Below are 25237 nucleotides of genomic sequence, written 5' to 3'. Positions count from 1 at the left end.
GCCATGTCATAACCGCGAAGCTTCCGCGGCCGCGCAGTCGATGAAAAAAAACAAAACTGACGACATCTCAGAGGACGTCTACATTGGCTTCGTCAGGTCGCTGTTCGACGAGACGAATGTCCTGCTCGTCGGCGCGTTCGCGCAGGGGCTGATCGGATCGCTCGTTCTCTGGAAGACGCAGCAGCCGATCTATCTCGTCCTCACCCTGATGCTGGTGGCCGCTGCTGTCGGCCGCTACTATGCGCTACGCCGTGTCGACCCCTCGCAGATCCTGACCTACAAATCGGCTCTCGAATGGGAGCGCTACTACATCGTGGCGGGCACCATCCAGGGCCTGACCGTCGGCCTGTTCACCTTCGTCTGCCTCTATCTTGTGCCCGACCTCTTCGGCGAACTCGCCGGGATGTCGCTCGTGCTCGCGATGACGGTGACGATCGCGGGGCGCAACTTCGGCTCCCGCAAGATGGTGGTGATCCTGTCGCTTTCGGTGATCGTGCCGATCGCTGCCGGCTTCATGCTGAAGGGCGACATCTACCACTTCGCGCTCGGCCTGCTCGTCGTCCCGTTCATGTTCACCATCGTCAAGATGGCCAGGACAGTGCGGACGGTGCTGTTCACGGCCATCAGCGAGGAAAAGAAGGCGAAGGGGCTGGCGCTGCGCTTCGACCGCGCGCTCAACACGATGTCGCACGGCCTGGTGATGCTCGACAGCGAGGGCCGCGTCGCCGTCGCGAACGCCGAGGCAGCCGACCTGTTCTCGGTCTCCTCGCCCGACAAGCTGCTCGGCCGGACGCTGAAGGCGCTGCTGATGCGCGGCGTTGCCGGCGGGCTGCTGTCGATGCGGGATTCGCATTACGTCGAGACGCAGCTGGCCCGCGCACTGCGCGACGGCCGCGACCGGAAGCTCCTGGTGAACTTCACCAACGGGCGGCACTTCGAGTTCTCGGCCCGCGAGGGCCGCGACGAACTCGGCGTCATCACCTTCGAGGACGTGACGGCGCGCGTCGAGGCGGAGGAAAAGATCCGCTACATGGCGCGCTACGACAACCTCACCGGCCTGCCGAACCGCGCCTATTTCCACGAGATGGTCGCGGAATACCTCATCAGCGGCGACCAGCAGCGGAATTGCGCGCTCGCCGTCGTCGACCTCGACGACTTCAAGAACATCAACGACACGCTCGGCCACCCGGTCGGCGACGGCATGATCTATTCCGTGGCGCAGAAGCTCGCCGGGCTCGCCCGCGAGAACGTCAAGATCAGCCGCTTCGGCGGCGACGAATTCATGCTCTATTTCGACAAGGTCGAGAGCACAGAGGCGCTGCACTTCGAGCTTTCGCGCATCTTCGAGGCGCTTCAGGGCGAGGTCGACGTGGCGGGGCATTCGCTGCGGATACAGGCGAGCGCCGGCGCCGTGCTGGCGAAGGTGAGCGAGACCGACGTCGATTCAATGTTCGTCAAGGCGGACCTCGCACTCTACAAGGCGAAGGAGTTCGGCAAGAACGGCTGGCAGGTCTTCGAAGCGACGATGGATGCGGAGTTCCGCAACCGCCAGGTGCTGAAGGCGGACCTTCGCCACGCGGTCGAGAACAAGCTGCTGCGCGTCGTCTACCAGCCGATCGTGGCGATGGACACGATGCGCATCGCAAGCTGCGAGGCCCTCTGCCGCTGGGACCACCCGGAGATCGGACCGGTCTCTCCGGGCGTCTTCATCCCGCTCGCCGAGGAAATGGGCATCATCTCGGCGATCAGCGAGTTCATGCTTAAGGCCGCCAGCGCCGAATGCGCCAAGTGGCCGGAACACATCCGCGTCTCGATCAACCTGTCCGCCAAGGATTTTCGCAGCAGAAACATCGTTGCGCTGGTGAGGGAGGCGCTGACGGAGGCAAGCCTCGCGCCCGACCGTATGGAGATCGAGGTCACGGAGACGGCGCTTTTGGACGACAAGTCTTCGACGCGCGTGCTCCTCGAGGAACTGAAGGCGCTGGGCGTCCGCATCGCGCTTGACGACTTCGGCACCGGCTATTCGAGCCTGAGCTACCTGCACACGCTGCCGCTCGACAAGGTCAAGATCGACCGGTCCTTCATCGAGGACATCACCCGCAACGAGCGTTCGCTCGACCTGCTGCGCGGCGTCGTGAACCTGTCGCGCCCGCTCGGCCTTTCCGTCACGATCGAAGGCGTGGAGACGTTCGAACAGCTCAAGGTGCTCGCCCTCGACGTGAAGCCGGACCTGGTTCAGGGCTTCCTGTTCGGCTCTGCCCTGTCGGCCTCGGGCATCGAGACCATGTCGACCACGACCTGGCCCTTTGCGAAGGACATCCACGCTGTCCGCCGCGCCTCGCACCACCTTTCCGCCTAGCGCGGAGTGAGCGGCGCGATTGCCGTCCTGTCTCCCGAAATTCCGCCGTCTTCAGCCAAAAACGCTAAAATTTAGCGAAAATTTACCGTTCGTTAAGGTTAACTATAGGTAAACGCACGAAATACCATTTTCGGCTTTTACTAGGATGTCGATTTTCCTAACGTCCTCGTACGGCGGATTTCGGGGAAGATCGGCATGATTACGGATGGTACAGCGCTGCGCGCTGTGGCGCAGTCGCTTGAAGTGGACGTGAAGCCTTCCGGCTTCGTCGCGCAGGTCTCGGCCATGCTCGAACGCATCGAATACCGTCGCTGCGACAGCGGCGAGGACTTCGAGGCGATCTGCCGGCTGCGCTATCGCGCCTATCGCGCACACGGCTTCGTACCCGAATCCGCGGACGGCATCACGACCGACGCGTATGACGAGACGCCTAACAGCTACCGCTTCGGCGTCTGGCTCGAAGATCAGCTCATCTCGACGGTGCGCATCCATCACATGACCGCGGCGGAGCCGTATTCGTCGATCTTGAGCACCTTCGAGGACATCATCGGACCGCGGCTGGCGCGGGGCGAGACCTTCATCAACCCGACCCTGTTCGCGGCCGATCCGTCGATCGTCGGCGTCTTTCCGGCCTTGCCCTATGTGACGCTGCGGCTGGCTGTGGCCGCCAACTCGTATTTCGACACGACGAGCTGCATCTGCGTTGTGCGCGAGGAGCATACGGCCTTCTATCGCCGCATCTTCGGCGCCGTGCAGGTCGGCGAGCCGCGCGCCTATCCACCGTTCACGGTGCCAGTCATGCTCTACGACTCGAACTGCGCCATCAATCTGCAGAAGACGCTGCGGCGCTATCCGTTCTTCAACGCAACGCCGGCCGAGCAGCGGCTTCTGTTCGGCAAGCCTGCGAAGGGCGAGCCAGCGCCGCTGACCATCATCCCCACGGCGAGCGTGGTCGCACGCGCCGCTTGATCGTGGATTTGCATTTACGGCCGTCCTTGGGCCAACATAGCAGTCGATGAAGGAAACCAGGGACGATTTCGTCCGCAACGCCATCTGGGCCCGGGAGCTTACTTCCGAGGAGATCGAGCGTGCGCGCCGTGGCGTGATCGAGAAGCAGTTCTCGAAAGGCGGCTACATCTGCCATCGCGGCGACAAGCTGGACCACTGGACCGGGGTGATCAGCGGCCTGGTCAAGATCAGCGCCATCTCGGCCAGCGGCAAGGCGATGACGTTTGCCGGCGCGGGGGCGGGCGGCTGGTTCGGCGAGGGTTCGGTCCTCAAGGACGAGCCCCGCAAATACGATCTGGTGGCGATCGCCGACACGCGGCTGGCGATGATGCCGCGCGCCACCTTCATGTGGCTCTACGAGAATTCGACCGGCTTCAACCGCTTCCTCGTCCGGCAGCTTAACGAGCGCATGGGCCAGTTCATCGCGACGATCGAATACGATCGCATCCTGTCGCCCAAGGCGCGGGTGGCGCGCAACATCTCCTGGTTCTTCAATCCGATCCTCTATCCGGTGACGAAACCGGAGATCGAGATCGGGCAGGAGGAACTCGGCCTGCTGGCGGGCGTGTCGCGGCCGGTCGTCAGCAAGAGCCTGCAGGCTCTGGAGGCGGAAGGGCTGCTGCGCGTCGAGCATTCGCGAATCGTCGTCTTCGACGTCGAAGCGCTTGGAAACTACGAAGACGATTGATTTTGCCCGTCGCGCGCGCCCTTGGCGTAGCCGGGGACAATGATTGGCGCAGCGCTAACTGACAATTCCCCGACCTGTCTGTCAATGGCGGCGTTGAACCGCAGGCCGCAACGTGAAACTCTCCCTGTCGAGGAACAGTCACGGGATTGGATCCGGCCGGCGGCGCCATCTACTTCGAAAGATAGGTTGCGCGTCTGCCATACGGGCATCAAAATCCGGACAAACCGCGAATAATGCGGACCGGGAGGAGTTGGCGAGATGGATTCGACGGCACCTGCCGCCGAAAGGCCGCTTGATACGTTTCCGAAGTATCTGCTGTGGAACGCCGAGCGCTTCGCTGGCCGCCCGGCGATGCGCTTCAAGAACTACGGCATCTGGCAGAGCTGGACCTGGAAGGAGCAGCTTGCCGAGGTGCGGGCGCTGTCGCTCGGCCTGCAGGCGATCGGCGTCGTGCGCGGCGACAAGGTCGCCGTCGTCGGCTCGAACCGCCCGCGCCTCTACTGGACCTTCGCCGCGGTGCAGGCGCTGGGCGGCATCCCGGTGCCGGTCTACGCCGACTCGGTCGCCGAGGAGATGGCCTACGTGCTCGACCACGCCGAGGTCCGCTTTGCCGTCGTCGAGAACCAGGAACAGGTCGACAAGCTGCTGTCGATCGCCGACAAAGTGCCGTCGCTGCACGACATCGTCTACGATGAGCCGCGCGGCATGCGCGACTACGACCCGAAGCGCCTGCACGACTACGAGAAGGTGCGCGAGGCCGGCCTGAAGCGGCTCGAGGTCGACGGCGCCGCCGAGGCCTGGCTGGCAGAGATCGCCAGGGGAAGGGGCTCGGATCTCGGCATCATGCTCTATACGTCCGGCACCACCGGGCGGCCGAAAGGCGTGATGCTCTCCAACGACAATCTCGTGAAGTCGGCGCTGCACGGCAACGCCTTCGACCACCTCACCGAGAACGAGACGACGATCGCCTACCTGCCGCTCGCCTGGGTGGGCGACCACGTCTTCTCCTATTCGCAGTCCTATACGGCCGGCTTCTGCGTCGCCTGCCCGGAAAGCCCGGAGACGGTGACGGAAGATCGCCGCGAGATCGCGCCGACCTATTTCTTCGCGCCGCCGCGCGTGTTCGAGGGCCTGCTCACCGCGATGATGGTGCGCATGGAGGACGCCGGCCGCACCAAGAAGCGGATGTTCGACACTTTCATGGCGCACGCGCGCAAGGTCGGCGAGAAGATCCTCAACGGCGAGAGCGTCGGCGCGTGGGACCGGCTGAAATACGCGCTGGGCGAGTTCCTGGTCTACGGGCCGGTGAAGAACCGCATGGGCCTGTCGCGGCTGCGCGTCGCCTACACCGCCGGCGAGGCGATCGGGCCGGAGCTCTTCCGCTTCTACCGAGCGATCGGGCTGAACCTGAAGCAGCTTTACGGGCAGACAGAGGCGACGGTCTACATCACCGCCCAGCCGGACGGGCAGATCCAGGCTGACACGGTCGGGCTGCCGTCGCCGGGCGTCGAGATCAAGATCGCCGACAATGGCGAGGTGCTCTACCGTTCCGACGGCACCTTCATCGGCTACTACAAGAACGATCAGGCGACGGCGGAAACCAAGACGCCGGACGGCTGGGTGAAGACGGGCGATGCCGGCTTCTTCAATGCCGACGGGCATCTCAAGATCATCGACCGCGCCAAGGACGTGGGGCGGCTGAAGTCGGGCGCGCTGTTCGCGCCGAAATACATCGAGAACGCGCTGAAGTTCTTCCCCGACATCAAGGAGGCGGTGGCCTTCGGCGACGGGCGCGACTTCTGCGCGGTCTTCGTCAACATCGACCTGCAGTCGGTCGGCTCCTGGGCCGAGCGCAACAACGTCGCCTATGCCTCCTACCAGGAGCTCGCCAACCATCCGGACGTCTACAGGATGGTTGCCGAGCATGTCGACGCGGCGAACCGCAAGCTCGCGACCGAGCCGATGATGGCCGCCTCGCAGATCCGGCGCTTCCTCGTGCTGCACAAGGAGCTCGATGCGGACGATGGCGAGCTGACCCGCACCCAGAAGGTGCGCCGCTCCTTCATCGCCGAGCGCTACGGCGAACTGATCGAGGCGCTCTACGACGGCTCGACGTCGAAGCGCGTCGAGACCGAGATCACCTACGAGGATGGCCGTAAGGCAAAGATCGCCGCGACCGTCAGGATCGTCGACGCGCCCACCTATGGTGGCGCGGCGGAACCCGTGCGGGAGGCTGCGGAATGAACCGGCCGGTGGACCCCAGGGAATTCGCGTCGAAGCTGGAGGGCATGGCCGATGGCGAGGTGCTGCTCGACCTGCGCAACGTGTCGCTCGCCTTCGGCGGCGTGAAGGCGATCACCGACATCTCCTTCGACATCCGCAAAGGCGAGATCCGCGCCATCATCGGCCCCAACGGCGCCGGCAAGACGTCGATGCTCAACGTCATCAACGGCTTCTACACGCCACAGAAGGGCACGATCGTCTTCCGCGGCAAGGAACGCGTCGGCATGAAGCCGCACCATGCCGTGGGGCAGGGGATCGCCCGCACCTTCCAGAACGTCGCGCTGTTCAAGGGCATGTCGACGCTCGACAACATCATGACCGGCCGCTCGGTGATGATGAAGCGCGGGTTGGGCTGGCAGATGCTGTGGCACGGGCCGGCGCTTGCCGAGGAGATCGAGCACCGCAAGGCGGTCGAGGAGATCATCGACTTCCTCGAGATCCAGCACATCCGCCGCACGCCGGTCGGCAAGCTGCCCTACGGGCTGCAGAAGCGGGTGGAACTCGGCCGCGCGCTGGCGATGGAGCCGTCGCTGCTTCTGCTCGACGAGCCGATGGCCGGCATGAACCTCGAGGAGAAGGAGGACATGAGCCGCTTCATCCTCGACGTGAACCGGCAGCGCGGCACCACGATCGCACTGATCGAGCACGACATGGGCGTGGTCATGGACCTTTCGGACCGGGTGGTCGTTCTCGACTACGGACGCAAGATCGCCGACGGCACGCCGGAGGAGGTCAAGTCCAACCAGGACGTCATCGACGCCTATCTTGGCGTCGCACACTGAAAGGAACGATCATGGACCTCGGAACTCTTCCTCTTACCCCTCTCGTCTCGCTGATCGCCGGCGTGCTCATCCTCCTGATGCCGCGGCTGCTCAATTACATCGTGGCGATCTACCTCATCGTGGTCGGCCTGCTCGGCCTGTTCCCGCAGCTGGCAGGGTGATGCAATGAACGAATGCGCGCCGGATACTGAAAGGCCAACGGCATGGAATTCCTGAACTCCATCCTCATCAAGCCGTTCGCCGACATGTTCGGCGCGCCCGACTTCCTCATGCAGGTGTTGTGGGAAGGGCTGGTCTCCGGCGTGCTCTATGCGCTGATCGCGCTGGGCTTCATGCTGATCTACAAGTCGTCGCGCATCTTCAACTTCGCGCAAGGCATCATGGTCGTCTTCGCGGCGCTGACTCTGGTCGGCCTGCACGAGAAGGGGGTGCCTGCCTGGCTCGCGCTTCCGCTGACGCTCTTCGTCATGTTCCTGCTCGCCGTTTCGATCGAGCGGGTGGTGCTGAGGCCGCTGGTCAACCAGCCGGACATCATCCTGTTCATGGCGACCATCGGCATCACGCTGTTCCTGATCGGCTTCGGCGAGATCATCTTCGGCGGCGAGAACAAGGTGATGATCACCGAGCAGCTTGGCATCCCGACAGGCTCGTGGGAGTTCGAGCCCTTCGGCGGCTTTCTCTCGATCGAGCAGCGCGACGTGACCGCGGTCGTCGGCGCGGTGCTCCTGGTTGCAGCGCTCCTCCTCTTCCTCAACAAGTCGAAGATGGGCCGCGCCATCCGCGCGCTGGGCGACGACCACCAGGCCGCACTGTCCGTCGGCATCTCCCTGTCGACCATTTGGGTCGTCGTCTGGTTCATCGCCGGCGTCATTGCGCTGGCGACGGGCATCGTCTGGGGCTCCCGCGCCGGCGTCTCCTTCGCGCTGGAGGTGATCGCCTACAAGGCGCTGCCGGTGCTGATGCTGGGCGGGCTGGAAAGCGTGCTTGGCGCGATCGTCGGCGGGCTCGCCATCGGCATCCTCGAGAAGCTGTTCGAGATCTATTGGGGCCAGCCGCTGCTCGGCGGCAACACCGAAACCTGGTTCGCCTTCGTGCTGGCGCTCATCGTCCTGCTGTTCCGGCCGCAGGGCCTGTTCGGCGAACGCATCATCGAGCGGGTGTGAGGACGACATGCTCTACAGGACCGCAGGCCAGTTCAAGACCACCTACGAAGCCGACCACGCGCTGTTTCCCGTCCGGCAGGACGCCATCCTGCTGGCGGTCATCCTTGCCATAGCCTGGGTCGTGCTGCCGCTCACCGCCAACGAGTTCGCATTCAAGGCACTGCTGGTGCCGGTGCTGATCTACACGCTGGCCGCGCTCGGGCTGAACATCCTGACCGGCTATGCGGGGCAGCTTTCGCTCGGCACCGGCGCCTTCATGGGCGTGGGGGCGTATGCCTGCTACAAGCTGATTACGATCTTCCCGGAGATGAACCTTCTGATCGCGATTGCCCTCTCCGGCTTCTTCTCGGCCGCCGTAGGGGTGGCGTTCGGCGTCCCGTCGCTTAGGATCAAGGGCTTCTACCTCGCCATCGCCACGCTCGCGGCGCAGTTCTTTCTCGTGTGGCTGTTCGAGAAATGGGCCTGGCTCTACAATTACTCGGCCTCCGGCGCGATCCAGGTGCCGACGATCGAGATGTTCGGCGTCGTCGTGGCAGGTCCGAACGCCAAGGCGATCACGCAATACTACTTCGTGCTTGCGGTCGTCACCGTCGTCACGATCCTTGCCATAAACATCACGCGCGGACGTATCGGACGCATCTGGAAATCCGTGCGCGACATGGACATCGCCGCCGAACTGGTCGGCATCAACCTGATGAAGGCCAAGCTGTCGGCCTTCTTCGTGTCATCCTACATCGTCGGGATCTCGGGCGCGCTGTTCGTGTTCCTGTGGCGCGGTGCCGCCGAGCCGAACCTGTTCGACATCCCCCTGTCGTTCCGGGTGCTGTTCATCGCCATCATCGGCGGTCTCGGCTCGATCCTCGGCAATTACCTGGGCGCTTTGCTGATCGTCGCGCTGCCGGTCGTGCTGAGCTTCCTGCCGGGTGCGCTCGGCATTCCGGTCAGCTCCTCGATGGTCGAGCATCTCAACACCATGGTCGTCGGCGCGCTTATCATCTTCTTCCTGATTGTCGAGCCGCACGGGCTGGCGCGGTTCTGGGCTGTGCTCAGGGAGAAGCTTATCATCTGGCCGTTCCCTCACTGAGGGGCGGCGCTGATCGCGGCCAAGGACTTGTTCCAGGCCGCAGGAGACGGGGTTGGTTCACCCCACCACATCGGGAAAACGGACTAGTGGAGGAAATGAGAATGAGGAAGATCCTGAAATCGACCCTTCTGGCGACGAGTGTGCTCGTCGCCGGGGCCTTCTCCGTGCCTGCCTTCGCGCAGGACGTGCTGCACGTGCCGAACCTGTCCTACCGGACCGGACCCTTCGCCACGAGCGGCACGCCGCTCGCCAACGGCCAGCTCGACTATCTCAACATGCTCAACGAGCGCGACGGCGGCATCAACGGCGTGAAGCTCGACGGCAGTGAGTGCGAGACGGGTTACAACACCGAAAAGGGCGTCGAGTGTTACGAGAAGACCAAGGGCAACGCGGTTCTGACCCAGCCCTGGTCGACGGGCATCACGCTGCAGGTGCTGCCGAAGTCGCATGTCGACAAGATCCCGATCCTGGCGCCCGGTTACGGCTTCTCGGCCATGCAGGACGGCAAGACCTTCGAATGGGCCTACAATCCGCCGTCGTCTTACTGGGACGGTGCCTCGATCCTGCTCAACACGATCGCCGACGGCAACCTGGACAACCTAAAGGGCAAGAAGGTCGCGCTGCTGCACCTCGACCATCCCTACGGCAAGGAACCGATCCCGCTGATGGAGGCGCTGGCCGCCAAGCACGGCTTCACCCTGCTGCCGATCCCGGTCGGCCTCAAGGAGATGCAGAACCAGTCGGCGCAGTGGCTGCAGATCCGCCGCGAGAAGCCGGACTTCGTGCTGATGTGGGGCTGGGGCGCCATGAACGGCGGCGCGCTGACCGAAGCCGCGAAGACCAAGTATCCGATGGACAAGTTCCTCGGCATCTGGTGGGCGAGCCATGATGCAGACCTGAAGCTCGTCGGCGAGGCCGGCAAGGGCTATCGTGCCGTGTCGTGGAGCTTCCCGAACAACGAAGCCCAGGCGATGAAGGACATCAAGAAGCTCGTCATCGACGCCGGCAAGTCGCAGGCAGCACCCGGCGAGTTCGACACGGTGTTCTACCAGCGCGGCGTGCTGATCGCGGCCATGGGGGTTGAAGGCATCAAGGTCGCCCAGGATAAGTTCGGCACCAAGGTCGTCAATGCCGAGCAGGTGCGCTGGGGTCTCGAGAACCTCGACTTCTCCGAGGCGCGCATCAAGGAGCTCGGACTGGATGGCATGATTCCGCCATTCAAGACGACCTGCGCCAACCATACCGGGCATGCCGGGGCATGGATCCTTGAATGGGACGGCTCGAAGTTCGTCAAGGCGTCAGACGTCATGCAGGCCGACCGCGCTGCGATCGACCCGCTCGTCGAGGTCAAGGCGAAGGAATATGCCGAGGCCAACAAGCCTTGGCCGATCTCGACCGAGTGCAAGTGACGAAGCGTGGCCGGCCGGGGCAACCGGCCGGCCATTTTCGATGAGACGAGGATGAACCGGAGCCAGTCAGAAGCGGTGACAGAGCACCTCCGCTCCATCTGCCTGGGTCTGCCCGAGGCCGTAGAAAAGGAAGCGTGGGGCGACGCGACCTTCCGGGTAAGGGACAAGATCTTCGCGATGGTGAAGACCGGCGATGGCCGTGTCTCGGTCTGGTGCAAGGCGCCGCCCGGCAGCCAGCAGGTGCTGGTCGGTGCCGATCCGGACACCTTCTTCGTGCCGCCCTACGTCGGTCCGAAGGGATGGATTGGCATGCGGCTCGACCGCGGTCCCGACTGGGACGAAGTCGATGCCATCGTGAGGCGGAGCTATCGGCTGGTCTTGCCGAAGCGGCTGGCTGCGATGATCGAACAGACAAGTAGAGGAAGAGACTGATGTCGAACGCAGTGCCGATGCCCGAGACGGCCCAGCCGATCCTCTCGATCAACAATATCGAGGTGATCTACGATCACGTCATCCTCGTCCTCAAGGGCGTATCCCTCACCGTGCCGGCGAGCGGCATCACGGCGTTGCTCGGGGCAAACGGTGCCGGCAAGACGACGACGCTCAAGGCGATCTCCAATCTGCTGCATGCCGAGCGCGGCGCTGTGACCAAGGGCAACATCCTGTTCGAGGGCCAGGAGGTTCAGTCGCTGTCGCCGAATGAACTCGTGCGGCGGGGCTGCATCCAGGTGATGGAAGGCCGGCATTGCTTCGGCCACCTTTCGGTCGAGGACAACCTGATGACGGGCGCCTTCACGCGCCGCGACGGGGCATCCGCGATCCGCCAGGACCTTGAAATGGTCTACGACTACTTTCCGCGTCTCAGGGTGCGGCGCGCCAGCCAGGCGGGCTACACATCTGGTGGCGAGCAGCAGATGACGGCGATCGGCCGCGCGCTGATGAGCCGGCCGAAGATGATCCTGCTCGATGAACCGTCGATGGGACTGGCGCCGCAGCTTGTGGAAGAAATCTTCGAGATCGTGCGAAAGCTGAACGAGGAGCAGGGCGTGTCCTTCCTCCTTGCCGAGCAGAACACCAATGTCGCGCTGCGCTATGCCAAATATGGCTACATCCTCGAATCCGGCCGTATCGTGCTGGACGGCGACGCGGCGGCGCTGCGCGAAAACGAGGACGTGAAGGAATTCTACCTCGGTGTCGGCGGAGAAGGCAGGCGCTCGTTCAAGGATGTGAAACACTACAAGCGGCGCAAGCGCTGGCTGTCCTAGACGTCAGACCGGGTCGGACTCTGCTCCGTCGTGGAGCTTGGCGAGTGGTAGGTTCGCATGGCGCTTCCCTGCCGCTCGCCGCAGCACAGCAAGCGGGGCGCGGCGAATGAAGGTGCCAATCAAGGGTTGATCGAGCACGCCTCGCCGCCTATCTAGTCGCTTTCGACGAACGATGAGGATCGCAGGCCATGGATTTCGGAGTGCAAGCAGCTTTCGCCCGCTTTGCAACCGTTATCGCAGTCTGCCATGCCCATTCTCTCGTTCCACGCCGTCTTCTGCGCCACGCCTGACGGCACCAGCCTTTTCAATACCATCGATCTCTCCTTCGGCGCGGAGCGCACCGGCATCGTCGGGCGCAACGGCTCCGGCAAGTCGACGCTGCTCAAGCTCGCGACGGGCGAACTCGCTCCGCTTGCGGGGACGGTGACGCGCGCGGGAACGATCCGCGTCCTGCGGCAGGAGCTGCCCGCCGGTCCAGGTCAGACGGTGGCCGGCGCCTTCGGCGTTGCCGGCGCGCTCGCGCAATTGCGCCGGGCGCTGGCCGGCGAAGGCTCCGCCGATGATGTGGCGCAGGCCGACTGGACGCTGGAGGAGCGGCTGGCCGAGGCGCTCGCCGCCGTCGGTCTCGCCGGCATGGAGCTGGAGCGGCCGCTGTCGTCGCTGAGCGGGGGCCAGCGCACGCGCATTGCGCTCGCCGCGCTGACCTTCGATCGCCCCGACATGATCCTGTTGGACGAGCCCACCAACAATCTCGATGCGGCCGGCCGCGCGCTGGTCGGGCGGATTCTGGCGCGATGGCGGGGCGGGGCCGTCGTGGTCAGTCACGACCGCGCCCTCCTGCGGCAGATGGACCGCATCGTCGAACTCTCCGGCCTCGGCGCGAAGGTTTATGGCGGCAACTGGGACCTTTACGCCGAGCGCAAGGCCGAGGAACTTGCCAATGCGGAATCGGCCCTTGCGTCGGCCGAGCGGCAGGCGAAGCTCGCCGAGGAGAAAATCCAGCTTGCGCGCGAGCGGAAGGCGAGGCGGGATGCAGCCGGCCAGAAGGCGCGCGCCCGCGGCGGACAGGCGCCGATCCTGCTCGATGCACAGAAGGAACGGGCCGAGCAGAGCGGGGGGCGCGGCGGCAACCTCGCCGCGCGACAGCGCGCGGAGGCGACGGCCGCATTGGAGGAGGCGCGCGCCAATGTCGAGCGGGCGAGAAACCTGTCCTTCGCACTTCCGGGCACAGGCCTCCCGGCGGGACGGGCGGTGCTTACCTTCGACCATGTGACCGGCGGATACGATCCACAGCGGCCGGTGGTGCGGGACGTTAGCTTTTCCATCGTCGGGCCGGAGCGTGTGGCGATCACCGGTGCGAACGGATCGGGCAAGACGACCGTGTTGCGGCTTGCCTCGGGAGATCTCGCGCCATTGTTCGGTACCGTCGTGCCGCATGTGCCCTTTGCCATGCTCGACCAGCATGTGCGGCTGCTTGATCCGGACCGGACGCTCGTCGACAATTTCCGGCGGATCAATCCACAGGACAACGACAATATGTGCCGCGCCGCGCTTGCGCGCTTCCTGTTCAGGGCGGACGAGGCGCTGAAGACGCCCGCCGAACTCAGCGGCGGCGAGAAGCTGCGCGCCGGCCTGGCCTGCGTTCTGGGCGGAAGCACGCCGCCGGCGCTGCTCATCCTCGACGAACCGACCAACCATCTCGACCTTCATTCGGTCGCCGCGATCGAATCCGCGCTGGAGCGGTGCGACGGCGCCTTGCTGGTCGTCAGCCATGACGAGGATTTCCTCGAAAGCCTGGACATCGGCCGGCGCATCGCCCTTGCATAATGGCATTCCGCGGGAAGACGTCGCGATGCGGCATCGACGCCATTGCGATCACGTAACCTTTTCGCTATGTCGGCCCACGGTCACTTTGCAGGGGAAACAGACGATGGCTGATCATTCGCCGACGGGTCCGGTCGAGATGGGCGCGAAGATGGACTACTCCGAGCATGAGAAGACCTATTCGCTCTTCATCCATCTCGTGAAATACGGCACGGTCGTCTGCGCAGCGCTGATGATCGCCATGGCGTTCGGTTTCTTCGCCGGCGGCGGATTCGTCTCCTCGACCATCCTGTTCGTCCTGATCTGCGCAGTCGGGATTTTCCTGCTTCGCTAGGCTGCCGTCGGCGGCCGACCGCCGCCAGACGGATCGATACATCTTCGGCGGGATCACCCGCAGGCTCGACTTCCAGGGAGGATAACCAGGCGTGGGGCAGATCATCTTCGTGCCGGCTGAGGGAGGCGCGGGCGAACCGCGTGTCGCCGCGTCGCCGGAAACCGTCAAGCGCCTTGCCGGCCTCGGCTTCGACGTGATCGTCGAGACGGGCGCGGGCGAGGGTTCCCGCATTCCCGACGACGAATTCGCCAAGGTAGGCGCCTCCATCGGCAAGGCTTCCGATGTCTCGAAGGCCGATGTCGTGCTCAGGGTGCGCCGTCCGTCCGACCTCAAGGGCTACAAGACCGGCGCGGTCGTCATCGCGACGATGGACCCTTACGGCAACGACGCCGCCGTGCAGGCTATGGCGAAGGCCGGGATCACCGCATTCGCGATGGAGTTCATGCCGCGCATCACGCGCGCCCAAGTCATGGACGTATTGTCCTCGCAGGCGAACCTTGCCGGCTACCAGGCAGTGATCGACGCGGCGGCCGAATATGACCGGGCGCTGCCGATGATGATGACGGCGGCCGGTACCGTGCCTGCTGCGAAGGTGTTCGTGATGGGCGTCGGCGTCGCCGGCCTGCAGGCGATCGCGACCGCGCGCCGCATGGGCGCAGTGGTGACCGCGACCGACGTGCGGCCTGCGGCCAAGGAGCAGGTCGCCTCGCTCGGCGCGAAGTTCCTCGCCGTCGAGGATGAGGAGTTCAAGGCGGCCGAAACCGCCGGTGGCTACGCCAAGGAAATGTCCAAAGAATACCAGGCGAAACAGGCGGCGCTGACCGCCGAGCACATCGCCAAGCAGGACATCGTCATCACCACGGCGCTGATCCCCGGCCGGCCGGCACCGAAGCTGGTCTCGGCGGCGATGGTCGCCTCGATGAAGCCGGGCTCGGTGATCGTCGACCTCGCGGTCGAGCGCGGCGGCAATGTCGACGGCGCGCAAGCCGGCAAGGTCGTCACCACGGCGAACGGCGTGAAGATCGTCGGCCATCTCAACGTGGCGGGCCGCATCGCCGCATCCGCTTCGCTGCTCTATGCCAAGAACCTGTTCGCCTTCCTCGAGACAATGGTCGACAAGGAGACGAAGACGATCCGGATCAATCCGGAGGACGAGTTGCAGAAGGCGACGATGCTGACCAATGGCGGCGCCGTCGTGCATCCGGCCTTTGCCAAGGCTGCCGAGGCCGCTCCGGCGACGCCTGTCGAGACGACCGAGCCCAAGAAGCGCGACCCGCGCAAGCCGGCGGCCAAGAAGGGAGAGGCATAATGGAAAAATCGGCTCTCGAAAGGGCGTTGGACCAGCTCGACCAGGCGGTCGCGGCGGTTCGCATCGCGCTCTCTGACAGCAATGTCGCCGACGCGGCGGGCGCTGTGGCGCACGGCGTGTCGGGCGGCGCGGTCGATCCCTTCGTCTTCCGCCTCGCGATCTTCGTGCTGGCGATCTTCGTCGGCTACTACGTGGTCTGGTCGGTGACACCGGCGCTGCACACGCCGCTGATGGCCGTCACCAACGCCATATCGTCGGTGATCGTGGTCGGCGCGCTGCTCGCGGTCGGCATCTCGGCCTCAGGCCTTGCCACCGGCTTCGGCTTCGTCGCGCTGGTGCTCGCCTCGGTCAACATCTTCGGCGGGTTCCTCGTCACCCAGCGCATGCTGGCGATGTACAAGAAGAAAGAGAAGTAAGGCCGATGTCCGCCAATCTCGCCTCTTTCCTCTACCTCGTCTCCGGCGTCCTGTTCATCATGGCGCTGCGCGGTCTGTCGCATCCGACGACCAGCCGCCAGGGCAACATCTACGGCATGATCGGCATGGCGATCGCCATCGTCACGACGCTGGCGCTGGCGACTCCGTCGGCGAGCGGCTTCGGCCTGATCCTTGTCGGCCTCGCCATCGGCGGCGGCGTCGGCGCGATCACCGCGCGGCGCATTGCCATGACCTCGATGCCGCAGCTGGTCGCCGCCTTCCATTCGCTGGTCGGCATGGCGGCAGTGATGGTGGCGGCAGCCGCCATGTATGCGCCCGAAAGCTTCGGCATTGGCACCATCGGCGACATCCACGGCCAGGCGCTGGTCGAGATGAGCCTCGGCGTCGCCATCGGCGCGATCACCTTCACCGGCTCGGTCATCGCTTTCCTCAAGCTCGACGGGCGGATGTCCGGCAAGCCGATCCTGCTGCCGATGCGCCACGTCATCAATGCGGCGCTCGGCATCGCGCTGGTGGTGCTGATCGTGCTGCTCGTCACGACGCAGAGCTACACCATCTTCTGGCTGATCGTGATCGCCTCGCTGGTGCTGGGCGTGCTGCTCATCGTGCCGATCGGCGGCGCCGACATGCCGGTCGTCGTGTCGATGCTGAACTCCTATTCCGGCTGGGCGGCGGCGGCCTTGGGCTTCACGCTCGGCAACCTCGCGCTGATCATCACGGGCGCGCTGGTCGGCTCGTCCGGCGCGATTCTGTCCTACATCATGTGCAAGGGCATGAACCGCTCCTTCATCTCCGTCATCCTCGGCGGCTTCGGCGGCGAGACGGCGGCGGCTGCCGGCGACGACGGCATCCAGCGCACGGTCAAGCAGGGTTCGGCGGACGATGCCGCCTATCTGATGGCCAATGCGCAGAAGGTCATCATCGTGCCTGGCTACGGCATGGCGGTCGCCCAGGCGCAGCATGCACTGCGCGAGATGGCCGACAAGCTCAAGGCCAAGGGCGTCGAGGTGAAATATGCGATCCATCCGGTCGCGGGCCGCATGCCCGGCCACATGAACGTGCTGCTCGCCGAGGCCAATGTGCCCTATGACGAGGTGTTCGAGCTGGAGGACATCAACTCCGAGTTCGCGCAGGCCGACGTCGCCTATGTCATTGGCGCCAACGACGTGACCAACCCGTCCGCGCGCGACGACAAGTCCTCGCCGATCTACGGCATGCCGATCCTCGACGTCGACAAGGCCCGCACCTGCCTGTTCGTCAAGCGCTCGCTCGGCTCCGGCTATGCCGGCATCGACAACACGCTGTTCTACAAGGACGGCACCATGATGCTGCTCGGCGACGCCAAGAAGATGACCGAGGAAATCGTCAAGGCGCTGGATCACTGAGCATCCTGACGCCACCTCAGACGGTCCCGGCGGAACTGCGCCGGGCCGTCGAAACGGTCTTTCCCGAACTCGCCGACGCGGATTTCTCGGTCGCCGGCAAAGGCTGGCACAGCCTCGCGATCGAGGTCGACGACCGGCTGATCTTCAAGTTCCCCGAAGGCGAGGAGGCCGAGACGGCGCTGCGGCGCGAAGCCAGGCTGCTGCAGGCGGTGGCGCCACGTGTCTCTCTGCCCGTTCCCCGCATGACGCTGCATGACGGGCCGCCGCTTTTTTCCCGTCACGACAAGCTGCCCGGCGTCACGCTGGAGCGAGCCGCCTATGATGCGCTGACACAGGCGCAACGCGACGGGCTCGCCGGCGATCTCGCGCGCTTCTTCGCCGACCTGCACGCGATCGAGCCGCAGGCCATGCGCGCCGCCGGGGCGGAACCCGTCGGCTGGTGGGACACGCACGATGAGACCCTGGCACCAGTGTGGGAGCGTCTGCCGCGTTCGATCGCCGAAGAGGGGCGCAAGGCGATTGCGGCCTATCGGAACTTGCCGCCCGATCCGCTCGGCGAGCGCTACGGCTTCTTCGACGCCCATGGCTGGAACATGGCCTTCGATGTCAGGGCCGGGCGGCTGAACGGGATCTTCGACTTCGCCGATTCCGGCTTCGGGCCGGTGCACCGCGAGTTTGCGCCTGTATCGCTCGTCGCTCCCGACCTCGCCGCGCGCACTGCCCGCGCCTATGCCGCGGCGTCGGGACGCGAGGTGAGCCTGCGGCGCATCTTCCTTCTCACCGCGGCGATGCGGCTGTCGGAATATGCCGGTGCGCTGGAGACGGGCGTCGGCGCAGAGTGGGTGCGCGACCTCGTCGTCGAATGGTTCGAGCAGCGCGACGTGCGCTAGGGGCCTGCTGCGGCGAGCTACCCTTCCGTCCAGGACCATGTCGTAGTAGATTTTACGTTTGCCGCAGGGAGTATCTGCTTGGCGCTTGCCCCCGAAACGACAGAGCCGGAGGACGGGCCGCCGGCGGACGAGAGGCGGCTGAAACAGGCCGTTGTCGTGGTTCACGGCATGGGCGAGCAGTGGCCGATGTCGACGCTGCGCAGCTTTGTCGAGGGCGTGTGGACCCGCGACCCGAAGGTCGTCGAGGCCGCCGGCCACCCCAACGGCGCCAAGACGTGGATCAGCCCCGACGAGCGGACCGGATCGCACGAGTTGCGACGCATCGTAACGGCTTACGTCTTCCATCCACCCAAGGCGGAGAAGGTCAAGATCCGCACCGACTTCTACGAGCTCTACTGGGCCGACCTGATGCAGGGGAGCACCCGGTCGCGGCTCTTCGCCTGGATCAAGGAACTGCTCTGGCGCGACAAGAGCACGATCCCGTCCGACGCCCTGCCGATCTATCGCGCGACCATGGTGGCGGCCACCGTCTATCTGGCGATCGGGCTGCTGGTCGCCGTCTCGGTGGTCCTCAGCCCGTTCGTGGCCGTGGTCGTCGCGGCGATCGCGGCACTTCTGTCCTGGATTGGGGACCGTCTCCTCCTGCCTTATCTCGGCGATGTGGCGAGCTATGCGCGGGCGACGCCCGAGACGGTTGCACAGCGCGCCGCCGTGCGGGAACGGGGTCTCGGGCTCCTGCGCAAGCTCTCAGATGATCCGGAATACGACCGGATCGTAGTGGTCGGCCACAGCCTTGGCTCGATCCTCGCCTACGACCTGCTGCAGCTTCTCTGGGACGAGCGCCGGCCGCGCGACATGACCGTGGCAGGTCACGGCGCGCTGATGAAGACGATCCGCGCCGTCGGTCGTTTCGCCACGCTGGCGGACGGATCGGCGCCGGCAGGAACGGACGTCTCCGAGTTCCGTGCCGCCCAATGGGGCCTCTATGTCTCGCTGCGGGACGGCGATGCCATACAGCCGTCCTGGAAGATCAGCGACTTCGTCACAGTCGGCAGTCCGCTGACGCATGCCGAGTTCCTGATGGCGCAGGATGGGCAGGAACTTCGGAAGGGTATCGCGGAGCGGCTGTTCTCCACCTCGCCACCGCAGTCGAACAAGGCGACCGAGCCAGACGTGCGGTACAACAGCAAGCCGAAGGTCTGGGCCGTGCACCACGCCGCCTGCTTTGCGGCGACGCGCTGGAGCAACATCTACGACCTCGGCAACTTCCTATGGAGCGGCGACCCGATCTCGGGGTCGGTGCGGGAGAATTTCGGCTGGGGCGTCAAGGAGTTCCAGGTCGAGATCAGAAAGCCGGGCGGATGGCTCAGCCCGCGCCTGTTCACCCATACAGACTACTGGTCGCCCGACGTCGAGGCCGACCCGGTCGGAGGCTGGTCGGACGGAAAAGGGGAGGCGCATCTGGCCGCGCTGCGGGAGGCCCTCGACCTGCTGCGCGTCGAGGGTGGCGCGCCGTGACGATCCTGCTGCGGCCGTATCAGCCTTCCGACCGTGCCGTCATGACGGCGCTGCTGCTCGATCTCAATCGGCATGAGAACGCGATCTCGGGCGAATCGCTGGTCGATGCGGAAACGGCCGAGATCGGGGCGATAGAGGCGGAGGAGATCCTGGCCGAATGGGACGCGGCTGTGGTGCTGGCCGAAATCGACGGCGAGCCGGCGGGCCTGCTGATCTGGTCACGTCGCCACCGGCGAGAGCTATCTCGCGGAGAAATTCCGCCGCTACGGCAAGGTCGACGCGCTTGTGGTCGCGACAAGGCATCGTGGCAAGGGCGTCGGCAAGGCGCTCCTCGAAGAGGCGGAGCGCCTGACGCGGGAGCGCGGCCTGTCGCGGATGATGCTGCACGTCATCGAAGGTAATGACGGCGCAGCCGAGGCCTATCGGAAGTTCGGCTTCCGCTCGCACTCCACCAACATGGCAAAGCCGCTGGACTGAGCTCAGGCCGCATCGGCCGGCATGTCCGCGGCGAAGGCGTCAAGCCCGTCGCGCACCCGCATGATGCGCGCCCTAAGCTCCGCCTGACTCTCGAAGGTTTCGCCCGAGTTGGCGGTCATGGCGATCGCCGCCTCGCAGCCGGTCCGGCGCAGCGCCATGCCGGCTTCGGTGGGCGCGATGTCGAGCAGGCGCTCGTCCGCCTTGCTCCGGGCGCGTGTCACCAGCCCGCGCGTTTCCAGCTTCTTCACCAGGGGGGTCAAGGTGTTGGAGTCCAGCCCGAGGCGTTCGCCCAGGGCCTTCATGGTGACGCCCTTGGTCTCCCACAGCACCATCATCACCAGATATTGCGGATAGGTCAGCCCGGTCTCGGCGAGCGCCTTGCGATAGAATCGCGTCACCGCATTGGCGGCGGAATAGATCGCGAAGCAGGGCATCACGTCGAGCGTGACCTGATCCATAAGTTCGGGGTGGGCGACGAAATCGATGTCGAGCGGGGAAGGGGCGTCGGTCATGCGGTCCATTTAGATCGTGCGCGATCTTATCGCAATGCCGATCAACTAATTGTGAACTCGTTGACGATTAGATCGCGCACGATTAAATCAAAACTATAGAGACACAGCGATGCCGCCACCCCCCATAGGAGAGCACCGAGATGGCCACGACTTCCCACCCCAACCGCCTCACCAATACGATCGTCCTCATCCACGGCGCGTGGATGACGTCGGCGTCCTGGGACAACTTCCGCAAGCCGCTGGAGGCAGCTGGCTACACCGTCCATACGCCGACCTGGCCCTATCTTGAGAAGGGCACCGCCGCGGAACTGCGCGCGAACCCGCCGGAAGGTCTTGGCCGGCTGACCGCCGGCGCGATCGCCGATCACTACGCGAAGTTCATCGACACGCTGCCGGAAAAGCCGCTGATCATCGGCCATTCGATGGGCGGGCTGGTGACCCAGCTCCTGCTCGACAGGGGATACGGCGTCGCCGGCGTGGCTCTGGACCCGGGTCCAATCGCGGGTGTCATCCCCGACTTTCTGTCGCTCACCGCGGCCATTCCCGTGCTGCTGCGCTGGAACGCCTGGAACCGCACCTACACGCTGCCGAAGGCGACGTTCGACGCCCGCTTCGCCAACACCGCGCCGCCGGCGCTGCGTGACGAGGCTTACGACAAGTATGTTGTGCCGACCTCGGGCCGTCTCTTCGCGCAGGCGGCCACCGGCATCGGCGTCGGCGTTGATACGAAGGCGCGCAAGCAGCCCTTGCTGGTCACCGCGGCCGAGCACGACCGTACCGTGGCGCCCGCGTTGTCCCGCGCCATCTGGCGCAAGCAGAAGAAGTCGGCTGCGCGCACCGATTTCGTCGAGTTCCCCGGGCTGTCGCATTTCCTCGCGGCCGAGCCGGGCCACGAGAAGGTGGCGGCCTACGTGCTCGACTGGGCGGAGAAGCTGTAGCCGTCAGCCGGCGCGCGACATCCTGATCGCCGCCGCGCAGCCGATCAGCGCTAGCGGCAGGAAGGCGAGGAACAGCCAGCGGGCGACGCCTGCCGCGGTCTCGCCCGAAAGCCCCTCGGCGAAGCCGCTGGAATTGGCGACGATGCCGGCGGCCGCCGCCCCCGTCGCGTAGCCGATCCGCTGCAGCGCCGGTACCGCCGAGGAGGCGACCGTGCTGTCCTGCGGGGGAGCGGATGCGACGATGATCCGCGTCACGAACGGCCACGCGATGCCGAAGCCGCCGCCCTGCAGCAGCGCACAAAAGAGGATCGCCGGGATGTTGCCGGCGGGGATCGCCACCGAGAAGCCGGCCAGCCCCGCCGTGATCATCAGTGCGCCGCCGACGATGATGAGGCGCTCGCGATGCGGCGGTGCGCCCGCCACGAGGATCGACAGGATCGACCACGCGATCGATTCGGCCGCGATGATGTAGCCCGTCGTCAGCACTGGGACGCCGTGCAGGCTGGTCAGCAGCAACGGCGCATAGATCGCGAAGGACACGGTCGAGACGGACAGGGCGGCGACCATCGTCATGCCCGATCCCAGCGCCGTCGACCAGTCGAAGGGCCGGTGCGGAAACAGGCGCGACCGCGGCATCAGCGCGTCCACCCTGAAGAACAGCCACAGGCCGAAGACGCCTGCCGCCAGCAGCGCGAGCGAGGCGTAGGCACTGGCCGTGACACCGGCAAACGCGATCAGGATCACAGCGCAGGCCAGTGTGGCGAGCGCTGGAACCGGAAATGGCGGCGGCTCGTCGCCGGTGACGCGCCGCGCCTCGGGCATGCGCAGCACCACATAGCTGACCGCCGCCATGGCGACACCGGCGATCGCGAAGGCGCCGAAGGTCCAGCGCCAGCCGAAGGCCGTCGAGATCAGGGCGCCGAGCAGCGGCCCGCTGAACGCGGCCACGCCCCAGATGGCGGACATGATGCCGAAGAGCTGCGGCCAGATCGCCCGCGCGAACAACCGCTCGACCGAGACATAGGCGAGCGAGACGAGCCCGCCGCCGCCGAGCCCTTCGATCAGCCGCCCGGCCAGCAGGATCGGCATCGTCGGCGCCAGCGCGCAAATCAGCGCCCCGCAGCCGTAGAGAGTGGCCGCGCCGACCATGTTGCCGCGCAGGGAGACATAGGACACCAGCCGGCCGGCGGCCGTGCCGGCCACGATCGCACCGAGTTCGTAGATGGCGAAGGTCCAGCCGACGAGCGTCACGCCCTCGAGGTCGCCTACGAGGGCCGGCATGATCGTCGCCATCATGGTTTCCATGGTGGCGTGGAGAAGAATACCGAGGCTGACGAAGCAGAACAGGCCGAGGTCGCCGCTCGCCCACAGCGCGCGCCAGTCTACCCGCTGTCCGGATCGTTCGACCATTTCGCAGCGCCTTTGCCTGTCGAAGCAATTACCGGAGATGCGCCTCGGGGGCAGGAGGCAGTCCGGCGGAGCACTTGCGCCAGGGCGGCCGGTCAGCGGCTGCGCATCTTCTCGCGCACGGCCGGCTTCGGTCTTGCCGGTCGGCGCGGCAGGTCCGTCCTCGGGTCGAAGAGATGGAACTGCCCGCGCCCGGCCGTCTTCGCTGCGTAAAGGGCGAGGTCGGCGCGCCGCATCAACTCGCTGTCCCCGATGCGCGGATCGTCGATGAACGCGACGCCGATGCTCGCGCCGATGGACACGGGCTGGCGGCGCAGCGTGAAAGGATCGGACAGCGACCTAACGATCTTCGCCGACAGCTGGCTCGCCGTCGCCCAGCTGGAGTTCGCCTGGATGACGGCGAATTCGTCGCCGCCGGTGCGGATGACGACATCGGTGTCGGCCACGCACTGCTTCAGCCTCGCGGCGACCGCGCACAGCAGGGCATCGCCCACCGGGTGGCCCATCGTGTCGTTCACCAGCTTGAAGCGGTCGAGGTCGATGCACAGCAAAGCCGAGCAGCCGCCGTCGCGTGTTGCCTGGATCGCCTCGGCCATGCGCCTGGCCATGAGGGCGCGGTTGCCGAGCCCGGTCAGCGAATCGTGGTGCGCCATGTGGGCGATGCGCGCCTGGGCGTTGCGGCGGGCATCGATGTCTTCCAGCGAGCCGACCCATTCGACGATCTCTCCCGCCGCATCGCGGATCGGTGCGCCGCGGGCCCTGACCCATTTCCATCCCGCCGGCGTGAGAACCCTAGCCTCGACATCGACGTCGCTGCCCTTCGCAACGCATTCGGCCCAGGCGGATTCCACCACCGGCAGGTCCTCCGCATGGACGCTGGCCATCCAGCCCAGGCCGACGGCGTCGGCGTCGCTGCGGCCGGTGAGTTCGCGCCAGCCGGTGACCTGCGTGATCGGGCCGGCGCGGTCGCGTTGCCAGAAGACCAGCGCGCCCGCCTCGGCGACCGCGCGGTAGCGCCGTTCGCTCAACGCTAGCGTGCCGGCGATCTCTTTCTCGCGCTCCGCCCGCTCGCGCAGCTCCGTCTGCGCGGCGATGAAGCTCTCGCGGAGGCTTTCGAACTCGGCGATCGAGGAGCGCCGCAGGTGTGCCCCGTCGGACAGCTGCTCGCCCTCGGCGATACCGCGGCCATAGGCGGCCAGCGCTTTCACGGGCGCCAGGATGCGCTGTGCCATCCACACGGCGCCGAGGAGCGCGATGGAAAAGGCGATCATCGCGCTGAGCGCAAGGGTCGCGAGCGGCCCCTGCCAGCGCGCGTTGAACGCATCCAGATTCTCGCCGACGACCACGACCCAGCCCGGTGTGCCGGCGAGCTTGCGGAAGGAGAACATGACCTCGCTGCCTTCCTTGGTCGTTGCGTCGAAGATGCCGCTGGCACGGTCCATGCCCTGAAGCTTGCCCCAGTCGGGCACCGGCTTGCCGATGAACCTGTCGGCGTCGCGCGAGCGCCCGACGAGATGGCCGGCGCCGTCGGTCACGGCGACGAGGAAATCCGACCCTTCCAGTCCGGCCCCCTGGAGCAGGTGCACGAGCCTGTCAGGTCCCGCGACGAAGACGAGCGCCTGGAGCTGCCCTCCGACGGTTTCGAACGGCACCGCGAGGGCGATGCGGGCGTCCTTGCCCAGGGCGGGATCGATCAGGTTCGAGATGGCGCGGCTGCGGCTCTCGATCGCGCGCAGTCCGGTCGCGTATGCCGCGTTGCCCGGCCCTGTGTCGGTCGATCCCCTGGCCACGACATGCAGCGTTCCGCCGAGATGGGTGCCGGCCTCGTTCAGCCAGGGTTCGAACGACTGGGCGGTATTGCGGCCGCCGGCATAGAGATTGGCAAGGGTCGAGAGCGAGGTGAATGTGCCGACGAGTTCCGCCTCGACGGCGTTTGCGAGGGTTTGTGCAGTATCGCGCAGTCGGCTTTCCGACGAGCTGTGAAAGGCTGTGCCGGCCTGCCAGACGGCAAGCGCAGTCGCTGCAACCACCGGCACTACGGCAAACAGCATGATCGCGAAGAGATGGGACTGGAGGCTGCGACGTCCGCCGTTCTTCTTGAAGATCGACAGTCTGTTCAAACGCCGCAACTCAGGCACCTCCACACGGGAGGCACCCTAGACAGG

Annotated in this window: 23 protein-coding genes and 1 pseudogene; 20 read left to right on the top strand and 4 right to left on the bottom strand. The window is 65.7% G+C overall.

Annotated features, from left to right (window positions below; genetic code table 11):
• The first annotated feature begins 40 nt into the window (after window positions 1–40).
• The 16 genes from LRS09_RS04715 (at window position 41) to LRS09_RS04640 (ending at window position 17330) form a co-directional block, all read left to right on the top strand.
• Window positions 41–2359: a bifunctional diguanylate cyclase/phosphodiesterase gene (locus tag LRS09_RS04715; protein ID WP_257804557.1), complete on the top strand. Its 2319-nt coding sequence runs from the start codon at window positions 41–43 to the stop codon at window positions 2357–2359.
• Between the two features lie 195 nt (window positions 2360–2554).
• Complete coding sequence (locus tag LRS09_RS04710) at window positions 2555–3328, top strand: hypothetical protein (RefSeq protein WP_257804556.1); 774 nt, start codon at window positions 2555–2557, stop codon at window positions 3326–3328.
• A 46-nt stretch (window positions 3329–3374) separates the two neighbouring features.
• Window positions 3375–4055, top strand: a complete 681-nt coding sequence (locus LRS09_RS04705; protein WP_085466439.1) for a Crp/Fnr family transcriptional regulator — start codon at window positions 3375–3377, stop codon at window positions 4053–4055.
• 258 nt (window positions 4056–4313) lie between these two features.
• Window positions 4314–6299, top strand: coding sequence for a long-chain fatty acid--CoA ligase (locus LRS09_RS04700; protein ID WP_257804555.1), 1986 nt, complete (start codon window positions 4314–4316; stop codon window positions 6297–6299).
• Window positions 6296–7120, top strand: coding sequence for an ABC transporter ATP-binding protein (locus LRS09_RS04695; RefSeq protein ID WP_257804554.1), 825 nt, complete (start codon window positions 6296–6298; stop codon window positions 7118–7120). Before LRS09_RS04700 ends, LRS09_RS04695 begins: the two co-directional genes overlap by 4 nt.
• Before the next feature lie 11 nt (window positions 7121–7131).
• Window positions 7132–7281, top strand: a complete 150-nt coding sequence (locus LRS09_RS04690) for a DUF3096 domain-containing protein (protein WP_257804551.1) — start codon at window positions 7132–7134, stop codon at window positions 7279–7281.
• Window positions 7282–7323: 42 nt separating this feature from the next.
• Window positions 7324–8283, top strand: coding sequence for a branched-chain amino acid ABC transporter permease (locus LRS09_RS04685; protein ID WP_257804550.1), 960 nt, complete (start codon window positions 7324–7326; stop codon window positions 8281–8283).
• 7 nt (window positions 8284–8290) lie between these two features.
• Window positions 8291–9367 (top strand): branched-chain amino acid ABC transporter permease, encoded by a 1077-nt coding sequence (locus LRS09_RS04680; RefSeq protein WP_257804549.1) that lies wholly within the window; start codon window positions 8291–8293, stop codon window positions 9365–9367.
• 101 nt (window positions 9368–9468) lie between these two features.
• Complete coding sequence (locus LRS09_RS04675; RefSeq protein ID WP_257804548.1) at window positions 9469–10776, top strand: ABC transporter substrate-binding protein; 1308 nt, start codon at window positions 9469–9471, stop codon at window positions 10774–10776.
• Window positions 10777–10827: 51 nt separating this feature from the next.
• Complete coding sequence (locus tag LRS09_RS04670; RefSeq protein ID WP_257804547.1) at window positions 10828–11208, top strand: MmcQ/YjbR family DNA-binding protein; 381 nt, start codon at window positions 10828–10830, stop codon at window positions 11206–11208.
• Window positions 11208–12041 carry an ABC transporter ATP-binding protein gene (locus LRS09_RS04665; protein ID WP_257804545.1) on the top strand — a complete coding sequence of 278 codons (834 nt, stop codon included), beginning with the start codon at window positions 11208–11210 and terminating at the stop codon, window positions 12039–12041. Before LRS09_RS04670 ends, LRS09_RS04665 begins: the two co-directional genes overlap by 1 nt.
• 246 nt (window positions 12042–12287) lie before the next feature.
• Window positions 12288–13868 carry an ABC-F family ATP-binding cassette domain-containing protein gene (locus LRS09_RS04660; protein ID WP_257804543.1) on the top strand — a complete coding sequence of 527 codons (1581 nt, stop codon included), beginning with the start codon at window positions 12288–12290 and terminating at the stop codon, window positions 13866–13868.
• A 103-nt stretch (window positions 13869–13971) separates the two neighbouring features.
• Window positions 13972–14199, top strand: coding sequence for an aa3-type cytochrome c oxidase subunit IV (locus LRS09_RS04655; protein ID WP_257804541.1), 228 nt, complete (start codon window positions 13972–13974; stop codon window positions 14197–14199).
• 91 nt (window positions 14200–14290) lie between these two features.
• Entirely contained in the window at window positions 14291–15508 is a 1218-nt protein-coding gene (locus LRS09_RS04650) for a Re/Si-specific NAD(P)(+) transhydrogenase subunit alpha (protein ID WP_257804540.1), read from the top strand.
• Window positions 15508–15924, top strand: coding sequence for an NAD(P) transhydrogenase subunit alpha (locus tag LRS09_RS04645; RefSeq protein WP_085466426.1), 417 nt, complete (start codon window positions 15508–15510; stop codon window positions 15922–15924). The genes LRS09_RS04650 and LRS09_RS04645 overlap by 1 nt, the downstream gene beginning before the upstream one ends.
• Window positions 15925–15929: 5 nt before the next feature.
• Window positions 15930–17330 carry an NAD(P)(+) transhydrogenase (Re/Si-specific) subunit beta gene (locus LRS09_RS04640; RefSeq protein WP_257804539.1) on the top strand — a complete coding sequence of 467 codons (1401 nt, stop codon included), beginning with the start codon at window positions 15930–15932 and terminating at the stop codon, window positions 17328–17330.
• Here LRS09_RS04640 and LRS09_RS04635 read toward each other — a convergent pair.
• A complete protein-coding gene (locus tag LRS09_RS04635) occupies window positions 17324–17584 on the bottom strand; it encodes a hypothetical protein (protein ID WP_257804538.1) in 261 nt (86 codons plus the stop codon). The genes LRS09_RS04640 and LRS09_RS04635 overlap by 7 nt on opposite strands.
• On the opposite strand from LRS09_RS04635, the gene LRS09_RS04630 reads away from it, so the two are divergent.
• The 3 genes and pseudogenes from LRS09_RS04630 to LRS09_RS04620 all read left to right on the top strand — a co-directional run.
• On the top strand, window positions 17468–18220 hold the full coding sequence (locus tag LRS09_RS04630) for an aminoglycoside phosphotransferase family protein (RefSeq protein ID WP_308240347.1): 753 nt from the start codon (window positions 17468–17470) through the stop codon (window positions 18218–18220). The two genes, LRS09_RS04635 and LRS09_RS04630, sit on opposite strands and share 117 nt — an antisense overlap.
• 78 nt (window positions 18221–18298) lie before the next feature.
• Window positions 18299–19738: a hypothetical protein gene (locus tag LRS09_RS04625; protein ID WP_257804537.1), complete on the top strand. Its 1440-nt coding sequence runs from the start codon at window positions 18299–18301 to the stop codon at window positions 19736–19738.
• 264 nt (window positions 19739–20002) lie between these two features.
• Window positions 20003–20215: pseudogene (locus tag LRS09_RS04620) on the top strand (GNAT family N-acetyltransferase); the annotation flags it as partial.
• Window positions 20216–20217: 2 nt separating this feature from the next.
• On the opposite strand, the gene LRS09_RS04615 reads toward LRS09_RS04620, so the two are convergent.
• The gene (locus tag LRS09_RS04615) at window positions 20218–20727 is read right to left on the bottom strand and encodes a MarR family winged helix-turn-helix transcriptional regulator (RefSeq protein ID WP_257804535.1); all 510 of its coding nucleotides are present in this window, start codon (window positions 20725–20727) and stop codon (window positions 20218–20220) included.
• Window positions 20728–20867: 140 nt separating this feature from the next.
• Between LRS09_RS04615 and LRS09_RS04610 the strand changes: the two genes are divergently transcribed.
• On the top strand, window positions 20868–21665 hold the full coding sequence (locus LRS09_RS04610) for an alpha/beta hydrolase (protein ID WP_257804534.1): 798 nt from the start codon (window positions 20868–20870) through the stop codon (window positions 21663–21665).
• A 3-nt stretch (window positions 21666–21668) separates the two neighbouring features.
• Here LRS09_RS04610 and LRS09_RS04605 read toward each other — a convergent pair whose 3' ends face one another.
• Complete coding sequence (locus LRS09_RS04605) at window positions 21669–23075, bottom strand: MFS transporter (protein WP_257804533.1); 1407 nt, start codon at window positions 23073–23075, stop codon at window positions 21669–21671.
• A gap of 92 nt (window positions 23076–23167) precedes the next feature.
• Window positions 23168–25201 carry a diguanylate cyclase domain-containing protein gene (locus LRS09_RS04600; protein WP_257804531.1) on the bottom strand — a complete coding sequence of 678 codons (2034 nt, stop codon included), beginning with the start codon at window positions 25199–25201 and terminating at the stop codon, window positions 23168–23170.
• Between the last annotated feature and the right edge of the window lie 36 nt (window positions 25202–25237).

Source organism: Mesorhizobium sp. J428, assembly GCF_024699925.1.
Classification (GTDB): domain Bacteria; phylum Pseudomonadota; class Alphaproteobacteria; order Rhizobiales; family Rhizobiaceae; genus Mesorhizobium_A.
The sequence above is the reverse complement of the archived record's forward strand: the minus strand, read 5'-3'. Positions and strand labels throughout refer to the sequence as shown.

Bases quoted from the DNA above. Each gene is read 5' to 3' on its own strand.
- LRS09_RS04640 (WP_257804539.1), top strand. From the start codon at position 15,930: ATGTCCGCCAATCTCGCCTCTTTCCTCTACCTCGTCTCCGGCGTCCTG.
- LRS09_RS04715 (WP_257804557.1), top strand. From the start codon at position 41: ATGAAAAAAAACAAAACTGACGACATCTCAGAGGACGTCTACATTGGC.
- LRS09_RS04710 (WP_257804556.1), top strand. From the start codon at position 2,555: ATGATTACGGATGGTACAGCGCTGCGCGCTGTGGCGCAGTCGCTTGAA.
- LRS09_RS04605 (WP_257804533.1), bottom strand. From the start codon at position 23,075: ATGGTCGAACGATCCGGACAGCGGGTAGACTGGCGCGCGCTGTGGGCG.
- LRS09_RS04690 (WP_257804551.1), top strand. From the start codon at position 7,132: ATGGACCTCGGAACTCTTCCTCTTACCCCTCTCGTCTCGCTGATCGCC.
- LRS09_RS04660 (WP_257804543.1), top strand. From the start codon at position 12,288: ATGCCCATTCTCTCGTTCCACGCCGTCTTCTGCGCCACGCCTGACGGC.
- LRS09_RS04680 (WP_257804549.1), top strand. From the start codon at position 8,291: ATGCTCTACAGGACCGCAGGCCAGTTCAAGACCACCTACGAAGCCGAC.
- LRS09_RS04615 (WP_257804535.1), bottom strand. From the start codon at position 20,727: ATGACCGACGCCCCTTCCCCGCTCGACATCGATTTCGTCGCCCACCCC.
- LRS09_RS04705 (WP_085466439.1), top strand. From the start codon at position 3,375: ATGAAGGAAACCAGGGACGATTTCGTCCGCAACGCCATCTGGGCCCGG.
- LRS09_RS04685 (WP_257804550.1), top strand. From the start codon at position 7,324: ATGGAATTCCTGAACTCCATCCTCATCAAGCCGTTCGCCGACATGTTC.
- LRS09_RS04695 (WP_257804554.1), top strand. From the start codon at position 6,296: ATGAACCGGCCGGTGGACCCCAGGGAATTCGCGTCGAAGCTGGAGGGC.
- LRS09_RS04610 (WP_257804534.1), top strand. From the start codon at position 20,868: ATGGCCACGACTTCCCACCCCAACCGCCTCACCAATACGATCGTCCTC.
- LRS09_RS04670 (WP_257804547.1), top strand. From the start codon at position 10,828: ATGAACCGGAGCCAGTCAGAAGCGGTGACAGAGCACCTCCGCTCCATC.
- LRS09_RS04655 (WP_257804541.1), top strand. From the start codon at position 13,972: ATGGCTGATCATTCGCCGACGGGTCCGGTCGAGATGGGCGCGAAGATG.
- LRS09_RS04645 (WP_085466426.1), top strand. From the start codon at position 15,508: ATGGAAAAATCGGCTCTCGAAAGGGCGTTGGACCAGCTCGACCAGGCG.
- LRS09_RS04665 (WP_257804545.1), top strand. From the start codon at position 11,208: ATGTCGAACGCAGTGCCGATGCCCGAGACGGCCCAGCCGATCCTCTCG.
- LRS09_RS04700 (WP_257804555.1), top strand. From the start codon at position 4,314: ATGGATTCGACGGCACCTGCCGCCGAAAGGCCGCTTGATACGTTTCCG.
- LRS09_RS04635 (WP_257804538.1), bottom strand. From the start codon at position 17,584: ATGCAGCGTCATGCGGGGAACGGGCAGAGAGACACGTGGCGCCACCGC.
- LRS09_RS04675 (WP_257804548.1), top strand. From the start codon at position 9,469: ATGAGGAAGATCCTGAAATCGACCCTTCTGGCGACGAGTGTGCTCGTC.